This is a genomic window from Rhizobium sp. PL01, from assembly GCF_033447125.1.
Lineage (GTDB): Bacteria > Pseudomonadota > Alphaproteobacteria > Rhizobiales > Rhizobiaceae > Pararhizobium.
Map to the genome: position 1 here is coordinate 381250 of NZ_JAWQUM010000003.1, position 17040 is coordinate 398289.

At 60.9% G+C, this 17040-nt stretch carries 19 protein-coding genes; 8 read left to right on the top strand and 11 right to left on the bottom strand.

Going from position 1 to position 17040, the window contains the following annotated elements; genetic code table 11:
- Positions 1-18: 18 nt before the first annotated feature.
- Positions 19-498 (bottom strand): MarR family transcriptional regulator, encoded by a 480-nt coding sequence (locus tag R6X40_RS09615; protein ID WP_318412970.1) that lies wholly within the window; start codon positions 496-498, stop codon positions 19-21.
- 135 nt (positions 499-633) lie between these two features.
- Between R6X40_RS09615 and R6X40_RS09620 the strand changes: the two genes are divergently transcribed.
- A complete protein-coding gene (locus R6X40_RS09620; protein ID WP_037161043.1) occupies positions 634-1056 on the top strand; it encodes an organic hydroperoxide resistance protein in 423 nt (140 codons plus the stop codon).
- Between the two features lie 78 nt (positions 1057-1134).
- On the opposite strand, the gene R6X40_RS09625 is transcribed toward R6X40_RS09620, so the two are convergent.
- Entirely contained in the window at positions 1135-2694 is a 1560-nt protein-coding gene (locus R6X40_RS09625; protein WP_318412971.1) for a DUF853 domain-containing protein, read from the bottom strand.
- A gap of 283 nt (positions 2695-2977) precedes the next feature.
- On the opposite strand from R6X40_RS09625, the gene R6X40_RS09630 reads away from it, so the two are divergent.
- Positions 2978-3376, top strand: coding sequence for a hypothetical protein (locus R6X40_RS09630; protein WP_318412972.1), 399 nt, complete (start codon positions 2978-2980; stop codon positions 3374-3376).
- A 145-nt stretch (positions 3377-3521) separates the two neighbouring features.
- Positions 3522-4121 (top strand): hypothetical protein, encoded by a 600-nt coding sequence (locus tag R6X40_RS09635; protein WP_318412974.1) that lies wholly within the window; start codon positions 3522-3524, stop codon positions 4119-4121.
- 11 nt (positions 4122-4132) lie between these two features.
- Here R6X40_RS09635 and R6X40_RS09640 read toward each other — a convergent pair whose 3' ends face one another.
- Complete coding sequence (locus R6X40_RS09640) at positions 4133-5302, bottom strand: MFS transporter (RefSeq protein WP_318412975.1); 1170 nt, start codon at positions 5300-5302, stop codon at positions 4133-4135.
- A gap of 275 nt (positions 5303-5577) precedes the next feature.
- Between R6X40_RS09640 and R6X40_RS09645 the strand changes: the two genes are divergently transcribed.
- Positions 5578-6165, top strand: coding sequence for a hypothetical protein (locus R6X40_RS09645; RefSeq protein WP_318413261.1), 588 nt, complete (start codon positions 5578-5580; stop codon positions 6163-6165).
- A gap of 116 nt (positions 6166-6281) precedes the next feature.
- On the opposite strand, the gene R6X40_RS09650 is transcribed toward R6X40_RS09645, so the two are convergent.
- Both R6X40_RS09650 and R6X40_RS09655 read right to left on the bottom strand, forming a co-directional pair.
- Positions 6282-7115, bottom strand: a complete 834-nt coding sequence (locus R6X40_RS09650) for an aldo/keto reductase (protein ID WP_318412976.1) — start codon at positions 7113-7115, stop codon at positions 6282-6284.
- A gap of 96 nt (positions 7116-7211) precedes the next feature.
- On the bottom strand, positions 7212-8393 hold the full coding sequence (locus R6X40_RS09655) for an MFS transporter (RefSeq protein WP_318412978.1): 1182 nt from the start codon (positions 8391-8393) through the stop codon (positions 7212-7214).
- 166 nt (positions 8394-8559) lie between these two features.
- On the opposite strand from R6X40_RS09655, the gene R6X40_RS09660 reads away from it, so the two are divergent.
- The 4 genes from R6X40_RS09660 to R6X40_RS09675 all read left to right on the top strand — a co-directional run bounded on the left by R6X40_RS09660 (position 8560) and on the right by R6X40_RS09675 (position 11339).
- Positions 8560-9459, top strand: coding sequence for a LysR family transcriptional regulator (locus tag R6X40_RS09660; RefSeq protein WP_318412979.1), 900 nt, complete (start codon positions 8560-8562; stop codon positions 9457-9459).
- Positions 9460-9547: 88 nt separating this feature from the next.
- Positions 9548-10180 carry a dihydrofolate reductase family protein gene (locus R6X40_RS09665; RefSeq protein ID WP_318412980.1) on the top strand — a complete coding sequence of 211 codons (633 nt, stop codon included), beginning with the start codon at positions 9548-9550 and terminating at the stop codon, positions 10178-10180.
- A gap of 205 nt (positions 10181-10385) precedes the next feature.
- Positions 10386-11096 carry a gamma-glutamylcyclotransferase gene (locus R6X40_RS09670; RefSeq protein ID WP_318412982.1) on the top strand — a complete coding sequence of 237 codons (711 nt, stop codon included), beginning with the start codon at positions 10386-10388 and terminating at the stop codon, positions 11094-11096.
- Positions 11097-11129: 33 nt separating this feature from the next.
- On the top strand, positions 11130-11339 hold the full coding sequence (locus R6X40_RS09675) for a molybdopterin-binding protein (protein ID WP_318412984.1): 210 nt from the start codon (positions 11130-11132) through the stop codon (positions 11337-11339).
- Between the two features lies 1 nt (position 11340).
- Here the strand turns inward: R6X40_RS09675 and tsaA are convergent, their stop codons facing one another.
- From tsaA to R6X40_RS09705, 6 genes are all read right to left on the bottom strand, one after another.
- Positions 11341-11865 (bottom strand): tRNA (N6-threonylcarbamoyladenosine(37)-N6)-methyltransferase TrmO, encoded by a 525-nt coding sequence (gene tsaA, locus R6X40_RS09680; protein WP_318412985.1) that lies wholly within the window; start codon positions 11863-11865, stop codon positions 11341-11343.
- Between the two features lie 75 nt (positions 11866-11940).
- On the bottom strand, positions 11941-13902 hold the full coding sequence (locus R6X40_RS09685) for an elongation factor G (RefSeq protein ID WP_318412987.1): 1962 nt from the start codon (positions 13900-13902) through the stop codon (positions 11941-11943).
- A 229-nt stretch (positions 13903-14131) separates the two neighbouring features.
- A complete protein-coding gene (locus R6X40_RS09690) occupies positions 14132-14644 on the bottom strand; it encodes a ClbS/DfsB family four-helix bundle protein (protein WP_318412989.1) in 513 nt (170 codons plus the stop codon).
- A 60-nt stretch (positions 14645-14704) separates the two neighbouring features.
- The gene (gene tam / locus R6X40_RS09695; protein ID WP_318412991.1) at positions 14705-15475 is read right to left on the bottom strand and encodes a trans-aconitate 2-methyltransferase; all 771 of its coding nucleotides are present in this window, start codon (positions 15473-15475) and stop codon (positions 14705-14707) included.
- 85 nt (positions 15476-15560) lie between these two features.
- Entirely contained in the window at positions 15561-16211 is a 651-nt protein-coding gene (locus R6X40_RS09700; RefSeq protein WP_318412993.1) for a haloacid dehalogenase type II, read from the bottom strand.
- Positions 16212-16411: 200 nt separating this feature from the next.
- Positions 16412-16972 carry a phosphatase gene (locus R6X40_RS09705; RefSeq protein ID WP_318412995.1) on the bottom strand — a complete coding sequence of 187 codons (561 nt, stop codon included), beginning with the start codon at positions 16970-16972 and terminating at the stop codon, positions 16412-16414.
- Between the last annotated feature and the right edge of the window lie 68 nt (positions 16973-17040).

A 17040-nucleotide genomic window follows, 5' to 3' on the forward strand; every position in this document is an offset into this window, starting at 1 on the left:
ACCGTGTGGACCATAGTCTCAGGATTTCTGGTCTTCACCAAGATGCGTGTTGAGATCATGCAGTGCCGAGCGCAGGGCAGCGGCTTCTGCCATACTGCATCCCGTCGCCTTGCCGATTTCCGTCAGAATGCCGAAGGCATCGGTCTTGAGCGCCGCCCCCTTCGGGGTCAGTGTGACGATCACCTGCCGCTCGTCGCTTTTATCGCGGATACGGCTGACGAAGCCGGCGGTTTCCAGCCGCTTGAGCAGCGGCGACAGCGTGCCTGAATCCAGCCCCAGTTCCTCGCCTATTCCCTTCACCGTCATCCTGTCCTGCTGCCAGAGCGCCAGAAGCACCAGATATTGCGGATAGGTGAGGCCGAATTTTTCAAGCAGGGGCTTGTAGGTCCGGTTGAAGGCATGGGCCACCGAATAGACGGCAAAACAGAGCTGCTGGCCAAGCGCCAGCGCATCGCCCTCTTTCAGATCGTCCTTACGCATGTCTTTATCATTGCTCATACTGCGTATTCTCGCAGTTTCGGGACAATTTTGCAATTTGCAAAATTATATTGCGTACAATTAAATAATGCGCTATTGAAAACTCAGGCAACGAATTGCCCCGCCATCAACCACTGAGAAACCCAGGAGACAGACATGCCCATTCTCTACACGACCAAGGCATCCGCAACCGGTGGCCGCGCCGGCCACGCCGTCAGTGAAAACGGTGTTCTCGATGTGACGCTGACTGTTCCGAAGGAACTCGGCGGCGATGGTGCGACCGGCACCAATCCTGAGCAACTGTTTGCCGCTGGCTATTCCGCCTGCTTCCTCGGCGCGCTGAAATTCGTCGCCGGCAAGGAAAAAGTCAAAATCCCGGAAGACGCAACGGTGACCACGACGGTCGGTATCGGCCCGCGCGACGATGGGACCGGCTTCTATATCAGCCCGTCGATCTCCGTCAGCCTGCCGGGCGTTGACCGCGAAGTCGGCGAAAAGCTCGTCGCCGCCGCCCATATCGTCTGCCCCTACAGCCACGCGCTGCGCACCTCGACCGAAATCTCGGCCAAGCTCGCCTGATTGAAGGCTAAACTCGATAAACGAAAAACGGCGGCTCCATACTGGGCCGCCGTTTTCTGTTTCAGGTCTGTGCGGCGGTTACCGCTTCAGGCTTCCGAGAATGCCGCGCACCAGGGCCCGGCCGAGTGAGGAGGCGACCGTGCGGGCAACGGATTTCATCGCAGCCTCGGCCACGCTCTCGCGCTGGTAGCCCGCGCGTGGCTTCGGCTTTGGCTGGTCCGGTGCTTGCGCGTCGTCATCGCCGAAGCCGGGCAGGGTCCAGCGGCTGCCGCCGGGAGCTGCTGGCGGCGGGGCTTCCGAAGTCTCGCGGCTGTCTTCTGCCTGCTGTGTGGATTTGGCTGCGCGTTGAGCCAGGATCTCGTAGGCGGATTCCCGGTCGACATCCTTGTCATACTGGCCTGCCACCGGACTGATACTCATGACGTTGGCGCGCTCGGCCTCGGTCAGTGGACCGGCGCGGCTGGACGGCGGACGGATCAGGGTGCGCTCGACCATCGATGGCGAGCCCTTGCCTTCGAGCGTCGAGACCAGTGCTTCGCCGGTGCCGAGATTGGTGATCACGGTGGCGCAGTCGAAATCCGGATTGGGACGGAAGGTGTCGGCCGCGGTCTTCACCGCCTTCTGCTCGCGTGGCGTATAGGCACGCAGCGCATGCTGGATGCGGTTACCGAGCTGCGCCAGCACGGTTTCCGGCACATCGAGCGGGTTCTGCGTGACGAAATAGACGCCGACGCCCTTGGAGCGGATCAGGCGGACGACCTGCTCGATGCGTTCCAGAAGCACCTTTGGCGCATCGTTGAACAGCAGATGCGCTTCATCGAAGAAGAACACCAGTTTCGGTTTATCCGGGTCGCCGACTTCGGGCAGTTCTTCGAACAGTTCCGACATCAGCCAGAGCAGGAAAGTGCCGTACAGGCGCGGGTTCATCATCAGCTTGTCGGCAGCCAGCACCGAGATCGCGCCACGGCCGTCGCGGGTCGTGCGCATGATGTCGGAGACCTTGAGCGCCGGTTCGCCGAAAAAGTTCTTGGCGCCCTGCTGCTCGAGGATCAGAAGTTCACGCTGGATGGACCCGACCGAGGCCTTGGAGATCAGGCCGTATTTGCTCGAAAGTGCCGATGCGTTCTCGCCCATGTAGTTGAGCATCGCCTGGAAATCCTTGAGATCCAGCAGCGGTAGCCCACCTTCGTCGGCGATCTTGAAGGCGATGTTGATGACGCCTTCCTGGGCGTCGGTGGCGCTCATCAGCCGCGAGAGCAGCAATGGCCCCATCTCTGACATGGTGGTCCGCACCCTATGGCCTTTTTCCCCGTAGAGATCCCAGAAGATCACCGGAAATTCCTGGAAGGCGAAATCGGTGAAACCGATCTCTTCGGCCCGCTTGGTCACCCAGTCCTTCGGCTCGCCGATGGCGCCGATGCCGGAAAGATCGCCCTTCACGTCGGCGCAGAACACCGGCACGCCGGCATTGGAGAAGCTTTCCGCGAGGATTTGCAGCGTCACGGTCTTGCCGGTACCGGTGGCGCCCGTCACAAGGCCGTGACGGTTGCCGAATTTGAAATCCAGATATTCGCCCTTGTTGATCGTGTCGTCCGGTTTCCGGCTGGTGCCGATGTAGAGCTTCCCGTCCTCAAGCATGTGGGCCTTGTCTCCGTTTCGCCGATGAAAGCCAGCGGTCCGCCAGCCTTCATCACATTGTTTTCCCATGACTGTTATAGGAGGAGTGCCTTTCAGCGGCAACAGAAGGATTGTCATGCAAAAGGCGGCTTTTGCGCGCTGGATGGCCGCATTGTTATTGCCACCAAGACATGAAACGATCATTGAGTTCTCGCGCTGCGGATACCCGTTCCGAACGGCGCTTGAGTTTCAATTCGAGATAATTTACCTTCACGTCAACGTCAAATAAACGAGGAGAATCACCATGAACGAACTGGTCACGCGCGTTTCCGAAAATGTCGGTATTGACCCGGCGACGGCTGAAAAGGCCATCGGCATGATGCTCGGCTTCCTGCAACGCGAAGCCGCTGATGGCCCGGTTGCCAAGATGATCGAAGCCATTCCGGGCGCCGAGGCGCTGGTCGCGCAGTACAACGGCGAAGGTGCCAGTGGCGGTGGCGGCCTGCTCGGCGGTCTGTTGAATGCAGTCGGCGCCGGTGGCGGCGTCATGGCGCTCGGCCAGCAGCTGATGTCGCAGGGGCTTGGCATGGGCGAAATCACCGCGCTCGCCAAGGAAACCATCGGCTACGCCAAGGAAAAGGTCGGCGCTGACGTGGTCGACGAAGTCGTCGCCTCGGTTCCGGGCCTCAGCCAGTTCGTCTAACGGGTTCCCGTCATTGCTCTTTCGCAAAAGGCCGTCCGGTTATATCCGGGCGGCCTTTTGCTTGGGGCGCAACCGGAAATAGGGCCGTTTCACAAATGCGCCATGATCGGGCTGAACAGTCAGCCGTTCACTGGAGATACTGCACATGCCCGCATATGGCCTTCTGATCGCATGCACATTGTTGGCAAGCCTTGCTTGCGCAGGGAGCACATTTGCGCAGGGCAAGGGGCAAACTCTGGCTGGAGAATGGACGAGTGACTGCCTGCCGATCGGCAAGAACGGTCGTCATGGTTCTATTACGCGGGTCCGGATCAACGATCGCGAAATCGTGGCAACATCGCAAATCTACGCGAAGAGCTCCTGCCAGACGCCCACAGTTCAGGTGAATTATCGCGGTACGCTCTCGGACGTGTCGGCCAACGAGCGGTACATCGACTTCACACATGCGGTCCGGGCCATAACGTTCACACCGAACATCGATGACGTTGTACGGCACTACAACAAGGCCTCGGATGGTGTGGGGTGTGGTCTGAAAGATTGGAAGACCAATATTCCAGCCTCCGTTGCTGGACGAACCTGTACGCCGCTTTCTTTCGCCGGCGAGGGCGTCACGCTCTACGACCGCGCTTGGCTGGAGGACGGCGATCTGCGTTTCGGAAATTTCCCATTCCTATGGTCGGCTGTGTCTGCGGCAGACCGGCCGTCAAAGCCCGGCGATCTGATCTTGCATCGAACGGGAAACTGAACCGACAATGCTCAGGCGGCTTTCGCTTCTTTGGCGAACGACAGGAACACCGTAAATACCACCAGGATCAGGCCGACGCTGATGGGGGCTGCGTGCGCACCGAACATATCCATGATCGATCCCGTCGCGCCCGAGCCCATGCCGCTGCCGACCGCATAGGCCAGCGCAAACGCAGCGCTGCCTGCCACCAGCATGCTGCCGCGATACTGTTCGCCGAGCATGGTCAGCGCGCAGGTATAGAGCGAGAAGCTCGCAGCACCGATCAGCGCAAAATCGGCCAGAATCGCAACCGGTGACGTCAAAAACGGAATGATCAGGAAGGCGAAGGCGCCGATGCAGCCCATGGCGATCGCCACACGCTGGCGGGGCAGGCGGTCGAGCAGCATGCCGATAAAGGGCTGGGCCAGGGCGGTCGGCAAGGCCAGAACCGTGACGCTCAAGGCAGCAAACGCCTGCGAATGGCCGGTCTTGACGAAATAGACCGGCATCACCGAAATCGCTGCGATATCCGAAAAGCCGAAGGCCAGCACCATGGCGATCAGCACCGGCGCATTGCGGAAGAAGACGAAGACGTCGCGGGTGGAGGACGCCTCCGGTGTGGTGCGGGTCGAGAGTGTCAAAAGGGCGGTGGCAAAGGCAACGAGCGCCACATAGACGGCGGTCAGCGCAAAGCCAAAGCCGCTCTGCGTCCCCATCAGCGGAATGACCAGCGGACCGGCGGCAAAACCACCACAGATACCGGCGCCATAGAGACCGGAGACGCGGCCGCGCAGCCGGTCGGGGCAGGCGGAGTTCATCCAGGCCTCGCTCAGCATGAAGATCAGGCTGGCGAAGAAACCGAGGAGAAAGCGGGCGAGAAACCAGACCGGCAGCGAGGTGGTCGCCGCAAACGTCGCAAGGCATATCGAGCAGCCGGCAAGGCTGATGATGATCAGCTTGTCGGTGCGCAGCCGTGCCGTCAACTGGCCGATCATCAGCGTCGAGGTGGCGAGGCCAAGCGCAAAACCGACCGCATTGAAGCCGATGATTGCCGGCGTCACGCCGCGACTTTCGAGCGTCAGCGAAATCAGCGGATAGGTGATGCCCTGCGCCACCGAAAAAGCCGACGCGCCGAGAATGACGGCAACGATCGCCGCCCAGTCGGGCATGAAGTCGGTGGCAGCCGTCTGGTGGCCTGGCATGATGATCCCCTCCGCCGCCTGCTCGGTGCAGGGCGCATGCCTCTCTATCCGATCCGCAGGCGTTTTGAAATCCTGGCAAAGCGGGCTTTTGCAACGGGTTTGGCGGTTGGCGACGCCCGATGAACAGCCGATGTCGCGATCGTGATCAGGCATGTTCTGGGATCGCCACGGGGCGGCACTACATCGTTGCAGATAGCAGGTGCCTCCCGGTCCTGCGTCGCATTCTCAAGAACGGAGATCATCCGATGAAACGCAGCTTCCTATCATGTGTTGCGATGGCCGGTGTGCTGGCAGCATCTGTCATCAACATTCAGCCTGCAAACGCGGCCGACAGCATCCGTGTGCGCGGAACCATCGCCAGCGTCAGCGATACGACCCTCGTCGTCAAGACACGGGAAGGAGCCGATCAGAGCATCATGCTCAAACCGGACTGGAAGGTTTCGGGCGTCACCAAGGCATCGATCGACGACATCAACACCGGCGATTACGTCGGCATTGCCTCACTACCGAAGGCGCAGGGCGGCGATGGCGCGTTGGAAGTGCTGATCTTTCCTGCCGCAATGAAGGGCGCGGGCGAGGGCAGCCATGCCTGGGATCTGAAACCCAACAGCTCGATGACCAACGCCACCGTTGCCGATGCGGTCAAATCCGTCGAGGGACGCACGGTGACGGTGAAATTCCAGGGCCAGGAAAAGAAGATCGACATTCCGGCCGCAACCCCGATCGTCACGTTTGCCGAAGCCACGAAAGCCGACCTGAAACCGGGCGCGACGGTCTTTGTCCCATCGGAGAAAGCTGCCGACGGCACGATCTCGACCGCCCGCATCGTGGTCGGCACCAACGGCGTCGTTCCGCCGATGTGATCGGGCATCAATGATCGTTTTAGGAGGCTAATATCCTCCGTCATCCCCGCCACAAGGGCGAGGATGACGGAGGACAGCAAATCCTGCCGCGCTGACGCGACAGGAGAGCGTAAAAATCAGTCCGCCCGGTCCCAGTCCGGTGCGAGGCCACCGGGGCTGACGATACGGCCGTTCGGGCGGGCGAGCTTGTGGATCGCGGCCATCTCTTCGCTGGAGAGATCGAAATCGAAGATGTCGAAATTCTCCGGTAGGCGGCTTTCGGTCGCGGTCTTCGAGAGTGTGATCACATCCTTCTGCTGGATGAGCCAGCGCAACACCACCTGGGCGGCGGTCTTGCCATGCTTGGAGCCGATATCCTTGAGCAGCGGCTCGTTCGGAACCTTGCCATCGGCCATGGCATAATAGGCGGTGACCGACATGCCGGCCGCACGCGCTGCCTCCAGGACCTTCGTCTGGTCGAGATAGGGGTGGTATTCGATCTGGTTGGTCGCAAGCGGGGCTTCGCTGATTTCAACCGATTGCGCCATCAGCGCCGTGTTGAAATTGCTGACGCCGATATTCTTGACCTTGCCCGCCTTCTTCACCGCGTTGAGCGCGCCGATCTGCTCGGCCAGCGGCACGCCGCTGCTGGGCCAATGCAGAAGCAGCAGATCGACATAGTCGGTGCGCAACTTCTCCAGGCTTTCATCGACCGAGGCGAGGAAAGCGTCGTGCTTGTAATTGTCGACCCAGACCTTGGTGGTGAGGAAGATATCGCCGCGGGCAACGCCGGATGCCTCAATGGCTTCACCGACCTCGGCTTCGTTGCGATAGATCTGCGCCGTATCGATATGGCGGAAACCGAGCTTGATGGCTTGCGGCACGATACGCAGAACGTCTGGGCCGGGCATGCGGAAGGTGCCGAAGCCGAGAACGGGGATATTGGCGCCGTTGGCGCTGACTGTCTGCATGGAAATGTCCTTTCAGGGAGGAGACCCGGCGAACGGCCGGGTCTGGAATGATGATCTATAGATGTGGCGCGCATGGCGCCGGTCAAGCGTTGTGCATCAGGCCGCCTGGGCAATCGGCTCCGGCTTGCGGTCGAGCATGCCGCTGATGACGGTGAGCACCAGGGCACCTGCGACCAGAATGGCGCCGACCCATGGTGTGGCCTGCAGGCCAAGCGGCGAGGCAACCACGAGACCGCCGATCCAGGCACCGGCAGCGATGCCGAGGTTGAAGGCGGCGATGTTAAGGGCCGAGGCGACATCGACAGCGCCGGGGCGGTGTTGCTTGGCCAGCTGCACGACATAGAGCTGCAAGCCGGGCACGGTGGCGAAGGACAGGAAGCCAAGTGCCGCAAGTGTGATCAGGGCAGGGATGGCCGAGACCGAGGTGAAGGTGAAGATCACCAGAACGGCGGCCTGGATGGCAAACAGCCAACTCAGCGCCTTCACCGGATTGCGGTCGGCGACACGGCCGCCGATGATGTTGCCGGCGGCAATCGCCAGGCCATAGAGCACCAGCACGAGACTGACGGAGGAGGCAGCAAAGCCGGTGACTTCCTGCAGCATCGGGGCGAGGAACGTGAAGGTGACGAACGTGCCGCCATAACCAAGCGCCGTCATGCCGAACACGAGCAGCAGGCGGCCCGAACCGAGCACGCGGACCTGATCGAGAATGCTGGCCGGCGCTGCCTTCGACAGGGTGGAGGGCAAGAGCACGGCGATTGCGGTCAGCGCGATGACGCCAAGAGCAGAGACAGCCCAGAAGGTGGCGCGCCAGCCGAATGTCTGGCCGATAAACGTGCCGAGCGGCACACCGGTAACGATGGCGACGGTCAGGCCCATGAACATCAGGGCGATGGCAGAGGCACGGCGGTTTTCCGGCACGAGATCAGCGGCAATGGTGGCGCCGACGGAGAAGAACACGCCATGCGCAAAGGCGGAGAGCACGCGGGCGATCAGCAGCGTCTCATAGGATGGGCTGAGTGCTGCCATCGCATTGCCGGCGATGAACAGGGCCATCAGGCCGAGAAGCAACGGCTTGCGCTCGATCCGGCCGGTGAGAGCCGTCAGGATTGGCGCGCCAAACGTGACGCCGAGTGCATAGATCGACACGATCAGTCCGGCCAGCGGCAGGGTGATGCCAAGATCGGTGGCGACCGTCGGTAACAGGCCAACAATGACGAATTCCGTGGTTCCGATCGCATAGGCCGCGATCGTGAGGGCAAAGAGGGCAAGAGGCATGGGAGCACCTTTATCGCCGGTGGGAGGCCGGACGTGTTGGTGGCGGCTGGCCGGAGATCCGGGCCGTCATGGGTTTCGTTGAGCGGAATATGGGCCAAAGCCACTTGCGCGATAATCCATAGCAATGGATAAATGGCTGTGAATTGAATTCACAATGGATGGTTTGATGGACAACCGGGCGGGCGAAATGGAAGTGTTCGTCACTGCGGCGGAGCTGAAGAGCTTTTCGGCGGCCGGGCGGCGGCTGAAACTATCGCCGTCTGCAGTCAGCAAACTCGTCACCCGTATCGAGGATCGGCTCGGCACACGCCTTCTGGTGCGCACGACACGCTCGCTGCTTCTGACGCCGGAAGGCGAAATCTATCTGACCCGTGCCCAGCGGATTTTGGCCGAAATTGCCGAAACGGAACAGATTGTCGCTGGTGGCGGTCTGGCAACGCCACGCGGACTGTTGCGGGTGAATGCCACCGTCGGCTTCGGCGAGCGCTACATCATACCGCTCGCCGGCGAATTCCTGGCGCTCTATCCGGAGGTACGGCTTGATCTGTCGCTGACGGATGGCGTGATCGACCTGATCGAGGAGCGCACCGACATTGCCATCCGGGTCGGGCCGATGCGGGATTCAAGCCTGAAGGCGCGAAAGCTTCTCGACAGCCACCGCATCACCGTGGCTACACCGGATTATCTGGCACGGCGAGGCACGCCGCAACGGCCGGATGATCTGGCCGCGCATAATTGCATCACCTTCACCTTCGGCCGAACTCCGGGCGAGTGGCTGTTTCGCGATCCGGTATCCAACGCGCGCTATACGCGGCCCGCACCCGGCAATGTGCAGGCCTCCAGCGGCTCGATTGCCCGCAACCTTTGCCTGACGGGGCTTGGCATTGCCCGCATCGGCAAATTCGATGTCGACCCGGATATCGACAGCGGCAGGCTGGTCGAAGTGCTGAGCGAATACAATCCGCATGAGCCTGAGCAGGTCCACGCGGTTTTCGCCGGTCACGAACATCTTGCCGCCCGCATTCGCGCGTTCATCGATTTTCTCGCCGAAAAGCTGGATGAATAGCAGTGGCGCACATAAATCACGCTGAAACGGCTGCCAGAATCGATTGATCTATCCTGTCCCTGGACAGGACCAGCGCAAGGAAAACGCGATGAGAGAGTTGATCCTGAAAATGTCCATGTCGCTCGATGGCTTTGTCAGCGGCCCAGAGGGCGACGTTGCGTGGATGTTCAGCGGCGACCAGGTGGCTATAGCGTGGAGCGTGGAGACTGTGGGGAACGCCAGCCTGCACATCATGGGCAGCCGGACCTTCAAGGACATGGCTTCTTTTTGGCCGACCTCGACCATCGCGTTCGCACCACCGATGAACCAGATTGCCAAGGCCGTCTTCTCAAAACAGGGACCTGCGGTGCTGAAGGCCGCCGCAACGGCGAACAGTCCCAAAGACGCCTCGGCAGGCGCGGATAGCACGCAATCCGGGCAGTTCCAGCCCGGCGCGGAAAGTTGGAGTGAGGCCTATGTGGCCAGCGGTGATCTGGCAGACGAAATCGCCAAGCTGAAGGCTGAGGAGGGTAAACCGATCATCGCCCACGGTGGCGCTGCCTTCGCGCGCAGCCTCATTGCCCGGGAATTGGTCGATCAATATGTCCTGCTGGTGCATCCGGTGGTGCTTGGCAAGGGCGTGCCGATCTTCTCTGATATCGCACAGCCAAGGCGCCTCAAACTGATCAGCGCGACAGTCTTTCCGGGAGGCGCGGTGGCGCAGATTTACCGGCCGATGTGACCACGTCTGCGACTGCAGTATCCGGCCGGTGCCAGACTGGATGAGTTAGCTGAGCTTCTTCCCCGTGCACAGGAACGGTGCAATCGGAAAAATGCAGGTATCGGGTGGCGATTGTATTGCTTGACTGGTCAATTCGCTCTGGCAGTTTGGGCAAGCAGGGCCCACATGCTTTCTTTCTGACACTGTCCTGCCGAGACGAGACCCCATGCCCCAACCGCGAAAAATGTCCCTGACACCGGATCTGGTTGCACTCTGCCATCGCGATATCACCGATCCCGGCCCGGACGGACGATGGACCGCAATCAGCGACGAACAATACCGGGAGCTTGCGGAAGCGCTTGAACGGGAGAGCCACGGCGAGCCGCTCTGGGTGTTTGCCTATGGTTCACTGATCTGGAAGCCGGAATTCGAGGCGATCGACAAACAGCGGGCGACGGCCTTTGGCTGGCACCGATCATTCTGCCTGCATATCAACCGCTGGCGCGGATCGCACGATCAACCCGGCCTGATGATGGCGCTGGAGCGCGGCGGCCGCTGCGACGGTGTCATCTACCGTCTGCCGGACAACGACCGCGCCGCACAGATCGAGCGCATGCTGCGGCGTGAAGTCAGCGCCGTTGAGAATATCGATGCCGTCAGATGGTTGCCGGTCAAATCCGAGAGTGGCCCCTGCCGGGCTCTGGGCTTCTGGGTGGGGGCGACAGGCGAGCGTATCCGGTCCCGCCAACCCTTGGATCAGGTCGCAGGCATCCTGGCGCGGGCCTGTGGACATTTCGGATCGGGTGCGGAATATCTCTACAACACCGTGTCGCATCTGGAAGATTTCGGCATTCATGACCGTAATCTCTGGCGCCTGCAGCAACTGGTCGCCGATGAGATCGCAGCGTTACACGGTATGGAACTGCGGCCTGTGTGATAGGGTCGCTGCACAAACACAAGGAGGAAACACATGAAGATCAGCGCGCGCAACCGCCTCAAGGGCCAGATCGTCGAGATCACCAAGGGCGCAACCACCGCCCATGTCCGCATCGACATCGGCAATGGTGCCATCGTTACCGCATCGATCACCAATCAGGCGGTCGATGAACTCGAGTTGACGGTAGGCGGATCCGCCTATGCGGTCGTCAAGGCGTCCGACGTCATGGTCGCGGTCGACTGACCTACAGCTTCTCGCAATGGCGGGCCTCACCGGCATCGCCCGTCTCGAAATCGCCCCGCTGTGGTGGGGCGATCGGCTTGAACAATGTGCGGTCCGGCTTGAGATCGATCAGCGGCGTTCCATCGAGGCAGTCGAGACCGCGGACAAGCAGGATATTGCCCTCGATCGCCTCTAGCCTGACGATCGACGTTCCGATCGGATTGGGCCGTACGGGGGAGCGGAGCGAAAACGTGCCATGCACCTTGCCGTTGCTGGCGGGGCTTTGCAGCACAAGGTCGCGGCGCGAGCGGTCGAGCCAGTAGAGAATTTCCAGCCGCTCATAAGCCTCGACACCCTGAAGTGCCTGAACCCAGGGTTCAAAGATTTCGATCCGGCAGACAGGTCCGTCATGGCGGCCCTGCCGCGGGCATTCAAGCCGCGATGTCCATGGTGTCGAGATACGGCCGATGAAGACGAGCGACGCATCGGCATGGTCAGGCAATGGGGCGACAACCTCGTTCTCGCGTATTTCGTTTTCCCGAACCATCGATTGTCCCACCTGTGCCGTTGCTCGCTCCATGTCTAGAAAAGCGCGGGGTCGATGTCCATTGGCTTGGCGGTATCAGTGCTCGGCGCGCTGGCTCCCATGTGCCCGCACGATCGCATCCGCCTCCTTGCCGTACAGTTCCTCGAAATGGTCGAAGGTCTTGGAGAAATAGCCGATCCCTTGCGTGGCCGAGCGGAGCGCTCGCGCCAACTCGTCAAGCGAACCACCGGGAACAAGGGCTCGAAAGACGTCCCAACCCTTTGCGGCCTCGTCCCGGTCGAACCCGAGAACCTGTCCTTTGAGGGACGAGACGATCTGCACGAGATTACCGGAATAGATCGAGGGTATGTGGATCTCGCTGCGGAATACCGGCTGCATCAATACGGCCGCTCCTTCCGACAGCGCCTGCCGCACGCCCATTTTCGATGCCGAGCGGAATGCATGTTCGGAACTGTCGACAGCATGGTGCTGGCCGTCGGTCAGCGTTACCCCGACATCGATGACCGCAAACCCCAGCGGGCCTTTCTCCATGGCCTCGCGCGCACCGGCCTCCACGGCGGGGATGTAGTTGCGCGGAACGACGCCGCCCTTGACGGTTTCGCCAAAGGAAAAACCCTGGCCGCGCCCGTTGGGATGGATGGTCAGCTTCACATCGGCAAACTGCCCCGCGCCGCCGGTCTGCTTGCGGTGGCGGTAGTGGACCTCGGCGGGTTTCGAGACGGTCTCGCGGTAAACCGGGGTCGGCGCGCGCTCAGTCGCCGTCACATGAAAAACGTCGGACAGCGTGCGCAGAAGATCGCGCAGATGCACCGGCCCCTGGGCGCAGACCATCTGCGCGCCGGTTCCTTCCTCCTGCAGGATGATCAGGCTGCGATCGGTCTCGGACAGCTTGGCCAGCGTTTCCGAAAGTTTGTTCTCGTCACGCTCGCTGCCGGGCACCAGAATCCTCTCCATCATGGGAGCCGGTGCTTCTGTCCATTCCGGCGCTGGAAAGGCAGCGTCCGCCGTCAACAAAGCGGGTACCGGCAAATGGTCGGATTTGACCGTGGCAAGGAGATCGCCGGCCGTGGGTGTAAACGGCCCGTTGGCCTTTCCAATCGTGGGATCCTGCACGGCACCGAGGCCGGAGCCGCCGAGAGCCGATCCCTGTTTCAATCCGCCGTCCAACGCCCGCACCAGCACGGTCTTGCCGATATTCTGGCGATGGTAGGCGTGGAAGCTGACAGCCTTCAACTTGTTGCTGTCAACAGTGCCCGCCTCTGCAAGACGGTTGCGCAACGCCTCGACCGGTGGCGCTTCATGGCGCAGGGCCTTCATCAGCCGCATCATGCCGTTGGCATGGCTGGCGGCGCCGATCAAAACGGGGATGACCTTGTTTTCGCGCAGCACCCGCGTCGAGATCGCATAGAGCGCGTCGCTTGGTGGCTCGCGGTCCTCGATCAGTTCTTCCAGCAGCCAGTCGTCGAACTCTGACAGGTGTTCAAGCAGTTCGATGCGCGCTTCGTGCTCGCGCTCGGATATGCTTTCGGGGATGGCAATCAGCGCCGAGGTCTGGCCTTCGCGGTAGCGCCACGCACGCTCCGAAATCAGGTCGCAACTGCCGACGATCTTATCACCCTCGCGGATCGGGATCTGGCGCAGCAACAGCGTGTGGCTGGCATAATCCTGAAGAGCTGCGATCACGTCGCGCAATCGCCCCCTCGGCTCGTCCATCCCGTTGACGAACAGGATGCACGGCGTGCCCGATGCTTCGATCATCTTGAGATAGGGGGCCGCGAGGACTGCTTCCTCGGGTGCAGGCGAAACGCAGAGAATGCAGGCATCGCTGGCCAGCAACGCGTGCTGCGCATGGGCTAGAGCCTCGTTCAGCCCCGGCATATCCAGCGCACACCAGGCTTCGGTGCCAAAGGTGAATTCGGTCAGGTTCAGTCCGTAAGGGGAGGTGGATTTTCTCGGTGTCCCCTCCAGCGCGCCGAGCTTTTCGACGATCGTCGATTTTCCGGTCTGCGACGGTCCAAGTACAGTAAAGCAGCGCATCGGCGGTCCTCCAACAGCCATAAGCCCAATTCTCTGTGGGCACAGGATGCCCTGAACCGGCGCGGCGCGCCAGAGGGGTGTTTTTCACGTTGGGGTGTAAATCCTGCCAACGCATCATTGCGGGCGCGCAACCGCGCTCAGAATCAGATGGCCAGCCGATCCATATCAGCCCGGCAGGCAGCGATGCGGCCAATGCTCCGGTGCGTTGTCGTCACGAAATTCTCGAAACCTACGACACGCTCTTTGCTTTAAGCCATTTTCGCAGGCGGCCGCGCGCGTTCGCATAGGGCGAGGACGTGTTGAACTGGATCATCCGTCCCATCGTCCATTTTTCATACCAGGCGCGCTGATAGAGGTCGTCGTTGCTCTGGCTCTCTATGAAAGCCACGATCCTGTTCTTTGCCATACGCAGGCGGTCGAGAAGCTTTGGATAGGGGATGTCCTCGTAATCGCGGTAAAATTTCTGCGCAAGCTTGCCGAGTTCGGTCCCTTTGAAGCCTGTGTCTGGATAGTCGATCGGATGTCCGGCTGCATCCCTGTCCATCCATGTGAGAACCAATTCATTCCATCCGACAAGGTAGGCGGCCAGGTTTGAAACGCTCATCTGGGTTCCGTTGACGTGGCCTTCCAGAGTGCGTTCACCGGCCAGTTCCACAGGGACGCCATTCAGGTCTAGGATCAGCTTTTCAAAGTTCGAATTGATTGCCCCCAGCAATTCACCCTTGTCTTTGGGTACGCCCATTCCACCACTGCCTGTCTCGAAATTTCAGGGGTCTACCGATCTTTGTGCCTGCGCCAGACACTACCGCTTGACCGCCACCACGAACAGGCGTGGAAATTTCAGCAGTACGCGCCCATCGGCCAGGGGAGGATAGGCTTCGCGAATGCGCCGGAGATAAGCGGCGAGATAGGCTTCGCGCGCATCGGCGGGCAGCGCATCGAGATAGGGGCGAAGGCCAGTGCCCTTGACCCATTCGACGATGGCTTCGGCGTTTGCCAGCCGGTGATAGTAGATCGTGTGCCAGACATCGATCTTGATGCATTTTGCTTCCAGCCGGTCAAGATAGACGGAGGGTGCGGGCAGCGCGGCGCGGCGCTGGCCGCCGTTCGGGAAATACTGGGAAAAGCGCGGGTCTTCCGCCAGTTCCCGCATCGAGACATGCGATGGCTCGCCGAGATTGTCCGGCATCTGCACCGCAATGGTGCCGCCGGGGATCAACTGGCCCATCAACCGTTCGATCGTGGTCAAATGATCCGGCAACCATTGGAACACGGCATTGGCAAAGAACAGCACGGCCGGCTCGGGCGGTGTCCATTGTGTCAGGTCGCCCTTTTCGAACCGCGTATGGGCCATACGTTTGCGCGCCGCGACCAGCATGTTCTCGTCGCTATCGACGCCGGTCAGCATATAGGCGGGGAAACGGTCGTGGATCAGTTCCGTGGAATTGCCGGGGCCGCAGCCGAGATCGTAGAGCGCGCCATCCGGCAGGTTGGGAATCTGGTCGAGCAGGTCGCGGGCCGGCCGCGTGCGCTCGTCCTCGAATTTCATATATTGTTCGGCAGACCAAGACATGTCGTGTCCTTCAGATGTTAAAGCAGTTCCAGCAAAAGTGCGGAGCGGTTTTGCGTCCGGAAATGCGTAAAAACAAAAAAATACCCTAGAGGCTTTCCAGCGATGGCAGGATCAGCGACGGGCCGAAATCGGCATATTCGTCGGGCATGTTGGCCCGGTTGATCCAGACGGTGCGGAAGCCGAATTTGGTGGCGCCGGCAATGTCCCAGCGGTTGGACGACTGGAAGGAGACGGCATCGGGATAGAGCCGGTAGGTGGTCGTCACCATATCGTAGACGGCAGGCGCGGTCTTGAAGGCTTTGACGGTCTCGACCGAGAAAATGTCGTCGATAATCAGATCCAGCCCCGCCTTCTTGACCGCCGATTGCAGCATCTGCGGCGTCCCGTTCGACAGAATGGCGATACGCGCGCCGCGATCCTTCAGGTGTTTCAGCACACCCGGCACTTCCGGATAACAATCGAGATGCCAGTAGGCGTCGAGCAGTGCCGCCTTGAGTTTTCTGTCGGCAGAGGGAAACCGGGCGAAGGCATAATCCAGAGATTGTTCGGTCAGCGCCCAGAAATCGGTATAGGTGCCCATCAGGGTGCGGATCCAGGAATATTCCAGCTGCTTGGCGCGCCAGAGATCGGAAAAGGCCTGGCCGTCAGGTCCCATTGCGGCGGAATGCCTGCGCACGGCCGCGTGCACGTCAAACAGCGTGCCATAGGCATCGAACACATAAGCCGCATGAGACATCGAACTCTCCCGTCACTTCCCATCGCGCCAGCCTTCGTCATCGTGAGAGCCGAAGGGACCAGCGCCTTGTTTGATCGCGTTTTTTCGCCGCCGAACTCATTTGAGGCCGGGAGCTATACGATCACCGCTTGCATACGGTTTTTCGCCGGGATCATGTCAAAAATTTGTGCAATGCACAATGTTTCTCGGGAGAGTTGCGATCAACTCTTCGAGGGTTTCCAGACCTTGGCAGGAAAACGCAGCGCCTGCTTGGCAAGGCGCCCCTTGAGACCGAGCACGGTATCGCAGAGCCCGGTCACATGCCGGTTCGGTTTGGCTTCCGGCCGGAGCGCATGCAGCGCCGCCGCAGCATCCTCCGGCTCCATGGAGCGGGCAAGGATGCCGAGTGTCAGCGCCGTCGAACGGCCGATGCCGCGCAGGCAGTGCACCAGCAGATGCGCATCCTGTGGCAGGCCGTCGACAAAGGCAAAAGCCTGCTCGATATGGGCGGGCTTTGCCGCATCCGGTTCGTCCGGATCGGTGACATCGCCAAACAGAAGCTCCAGATGCTGTTCTGCCGGCAGGTCGATCATCGAGAGAAGTTTGGTGCCCGGTGCGCGGATCGAGATCAGATGGCTCGGCATCCAGACGGCCTTGTTATGCCGGGCTTCGGTCTGCGAGGCGACGATCAACCGGACCGGCCAGCCGTTCGGATGGGACGCATTGGTATCCAGCAGCGGCGCATACAGCATCTCCGTCTGCTTCTCGGCCGCAAGTGCCATGGCTCGCCTCGTGATTCCGTTGACGTGAGTTGCTAAAATATCAGCGACAACGGGGTCGGGGGAAGAGG

Excerpts from the sequence above, each read along its gene's own strand:
- R6X40_RS09615 (WP_318412970.1), bottom strand. The coding sequence starts at position 498 with ATGAGCAATGATAAAGACATGCGTAAGGACGATCTGAAAGAGGGCGAT.
- R6X40_RS09620 (WP_037161043.1), top strand. The coding sequence starts at position 634 with ATGCCCATTCTCTACACGACCAAGGCATCCGCAACCGGTGGCCGCGCC.
- R6X40_RS09625 (WP_318412971.1), bottom strand. The coding sequence starts at position 2,694 with ATGCTTGAGGACGGGAAGCTCTACATCGGCACCAGCCGGAAACCGGAC.
- R6X40_RS09630 (WP_318412972.1), top strand. The coding sequence starts at position 2,978 with ATGAACGAACTGGTCACGCGCGTTTCCGAAAATGTCGGTATTGACCCG.
- R6X40_RS09635 (WP_318412974.1), top strand. The coding sequence starts at position 3,522 with ATGCCCGCATATGGCCTTCTGATCGCATGCACATTGTTGGCAAGCCTT.
- R6X40_RS09640 (WP_318412975.1), bottom strand. The coding sequence starts at position 5,302 with ATGCCAGGCCACCAGACGGCTGCCACCGACTTCATGCCCGACTGGGCG.
- R6X40_RS09645 (WP_318413261.1), top strand. The coding sequence starts at position 5,578 with ATGGCCGGTGTGCTGGCAGCATCTGTCATCAACATTCAGCCTGCAAAC.
- R6X40_RS09650 (WP_318412976.1), bottom strand. The coding sequence starts at position 7,115 with ATGCAGACAGTCAGCGCCAACGGCGCCAATATCCCCGTTCTCGGCTTC.
- R6X40_RS09655 (WP_318412978.1), bottom strand. The coding sequence starts at position 8,393 with ATGCCTCTTGCCCTCTTTGCCCTCACGATCGCGGCCTATGCGATCGGA.
- R6X40_RS09660 (WP_318412979.1), top strand. The coding sequence starts at position 8,560 with ATGGACAACCGGGCGGGCGAAATGGAAGTGTTCGTCACTGCGGCGGAG.
- R6X40_RS09665 (WP_318412980.1), top strand. The coding sequence starts at position 9,548 with ATGAGAGAGTTGATCCTGAAAATGTCCATGTCGCTCGATGGCTTTGTC.
- R6X40_RS09670 (WP_318412982.1), top strand. The coding sequence starts at position 10,386 with ATGCCCCAACCGCGAAAAATGTCCCTGACACCGGATCTGGTTGCACTC.
- R6X40_RS09675 (WP_318412984.1), top strand. The coding sequence starts at position 11,130 with ATGAAGATCAGCGCGCGCAACCGCCTCAAGGGCCAGATCGTCGAGATC.
- tsaA (WP_318412985.1), bottom strand. The coding sequence starts at position 11,865 with ATGGTTCGGGAAAACGAAATACGCGAGAACGAGGTTGTCGCCCCATTG.
- R6X40_RS09685 (WP_318412987.1), bottom strand. The coding sequence starts at position 13,902 with ATGCGCTGCTTTACTGTACTTGGACCGTCGCAGACCGGAAAATCGACG.
- R6X40_RS09690 (WP_318412989.1), bottom strand. The coding sequence starts at position 14,644 with ATGGGCGTACCCAAAGACAAGGGTGAATTGCTGGGGGCAATCAATTCG.
- tam (WP_318412991.1), bottom strand. The coding sequence starts at position 15,475 with ATGTCTTGGTCTGCCGAACAATATATGAAATTCGAGGACGAGCGCACG.
- R6X40_RS09700 (WP_318412993.1), bottom strand. The coding sequence starts at position 16,211 with ATGTCTCATGCGGCTTATGTGTTCGATGCCTATGGCACGCTGTTTGAC.
- R6X40_RS09705 (WP_318412995.1), bottom strand. The coding sequence starts at position 16,972 with ATGGCACTTGCGGCCGAGAAGCAGACGGAGATGCTGTATGCGCCGCTG.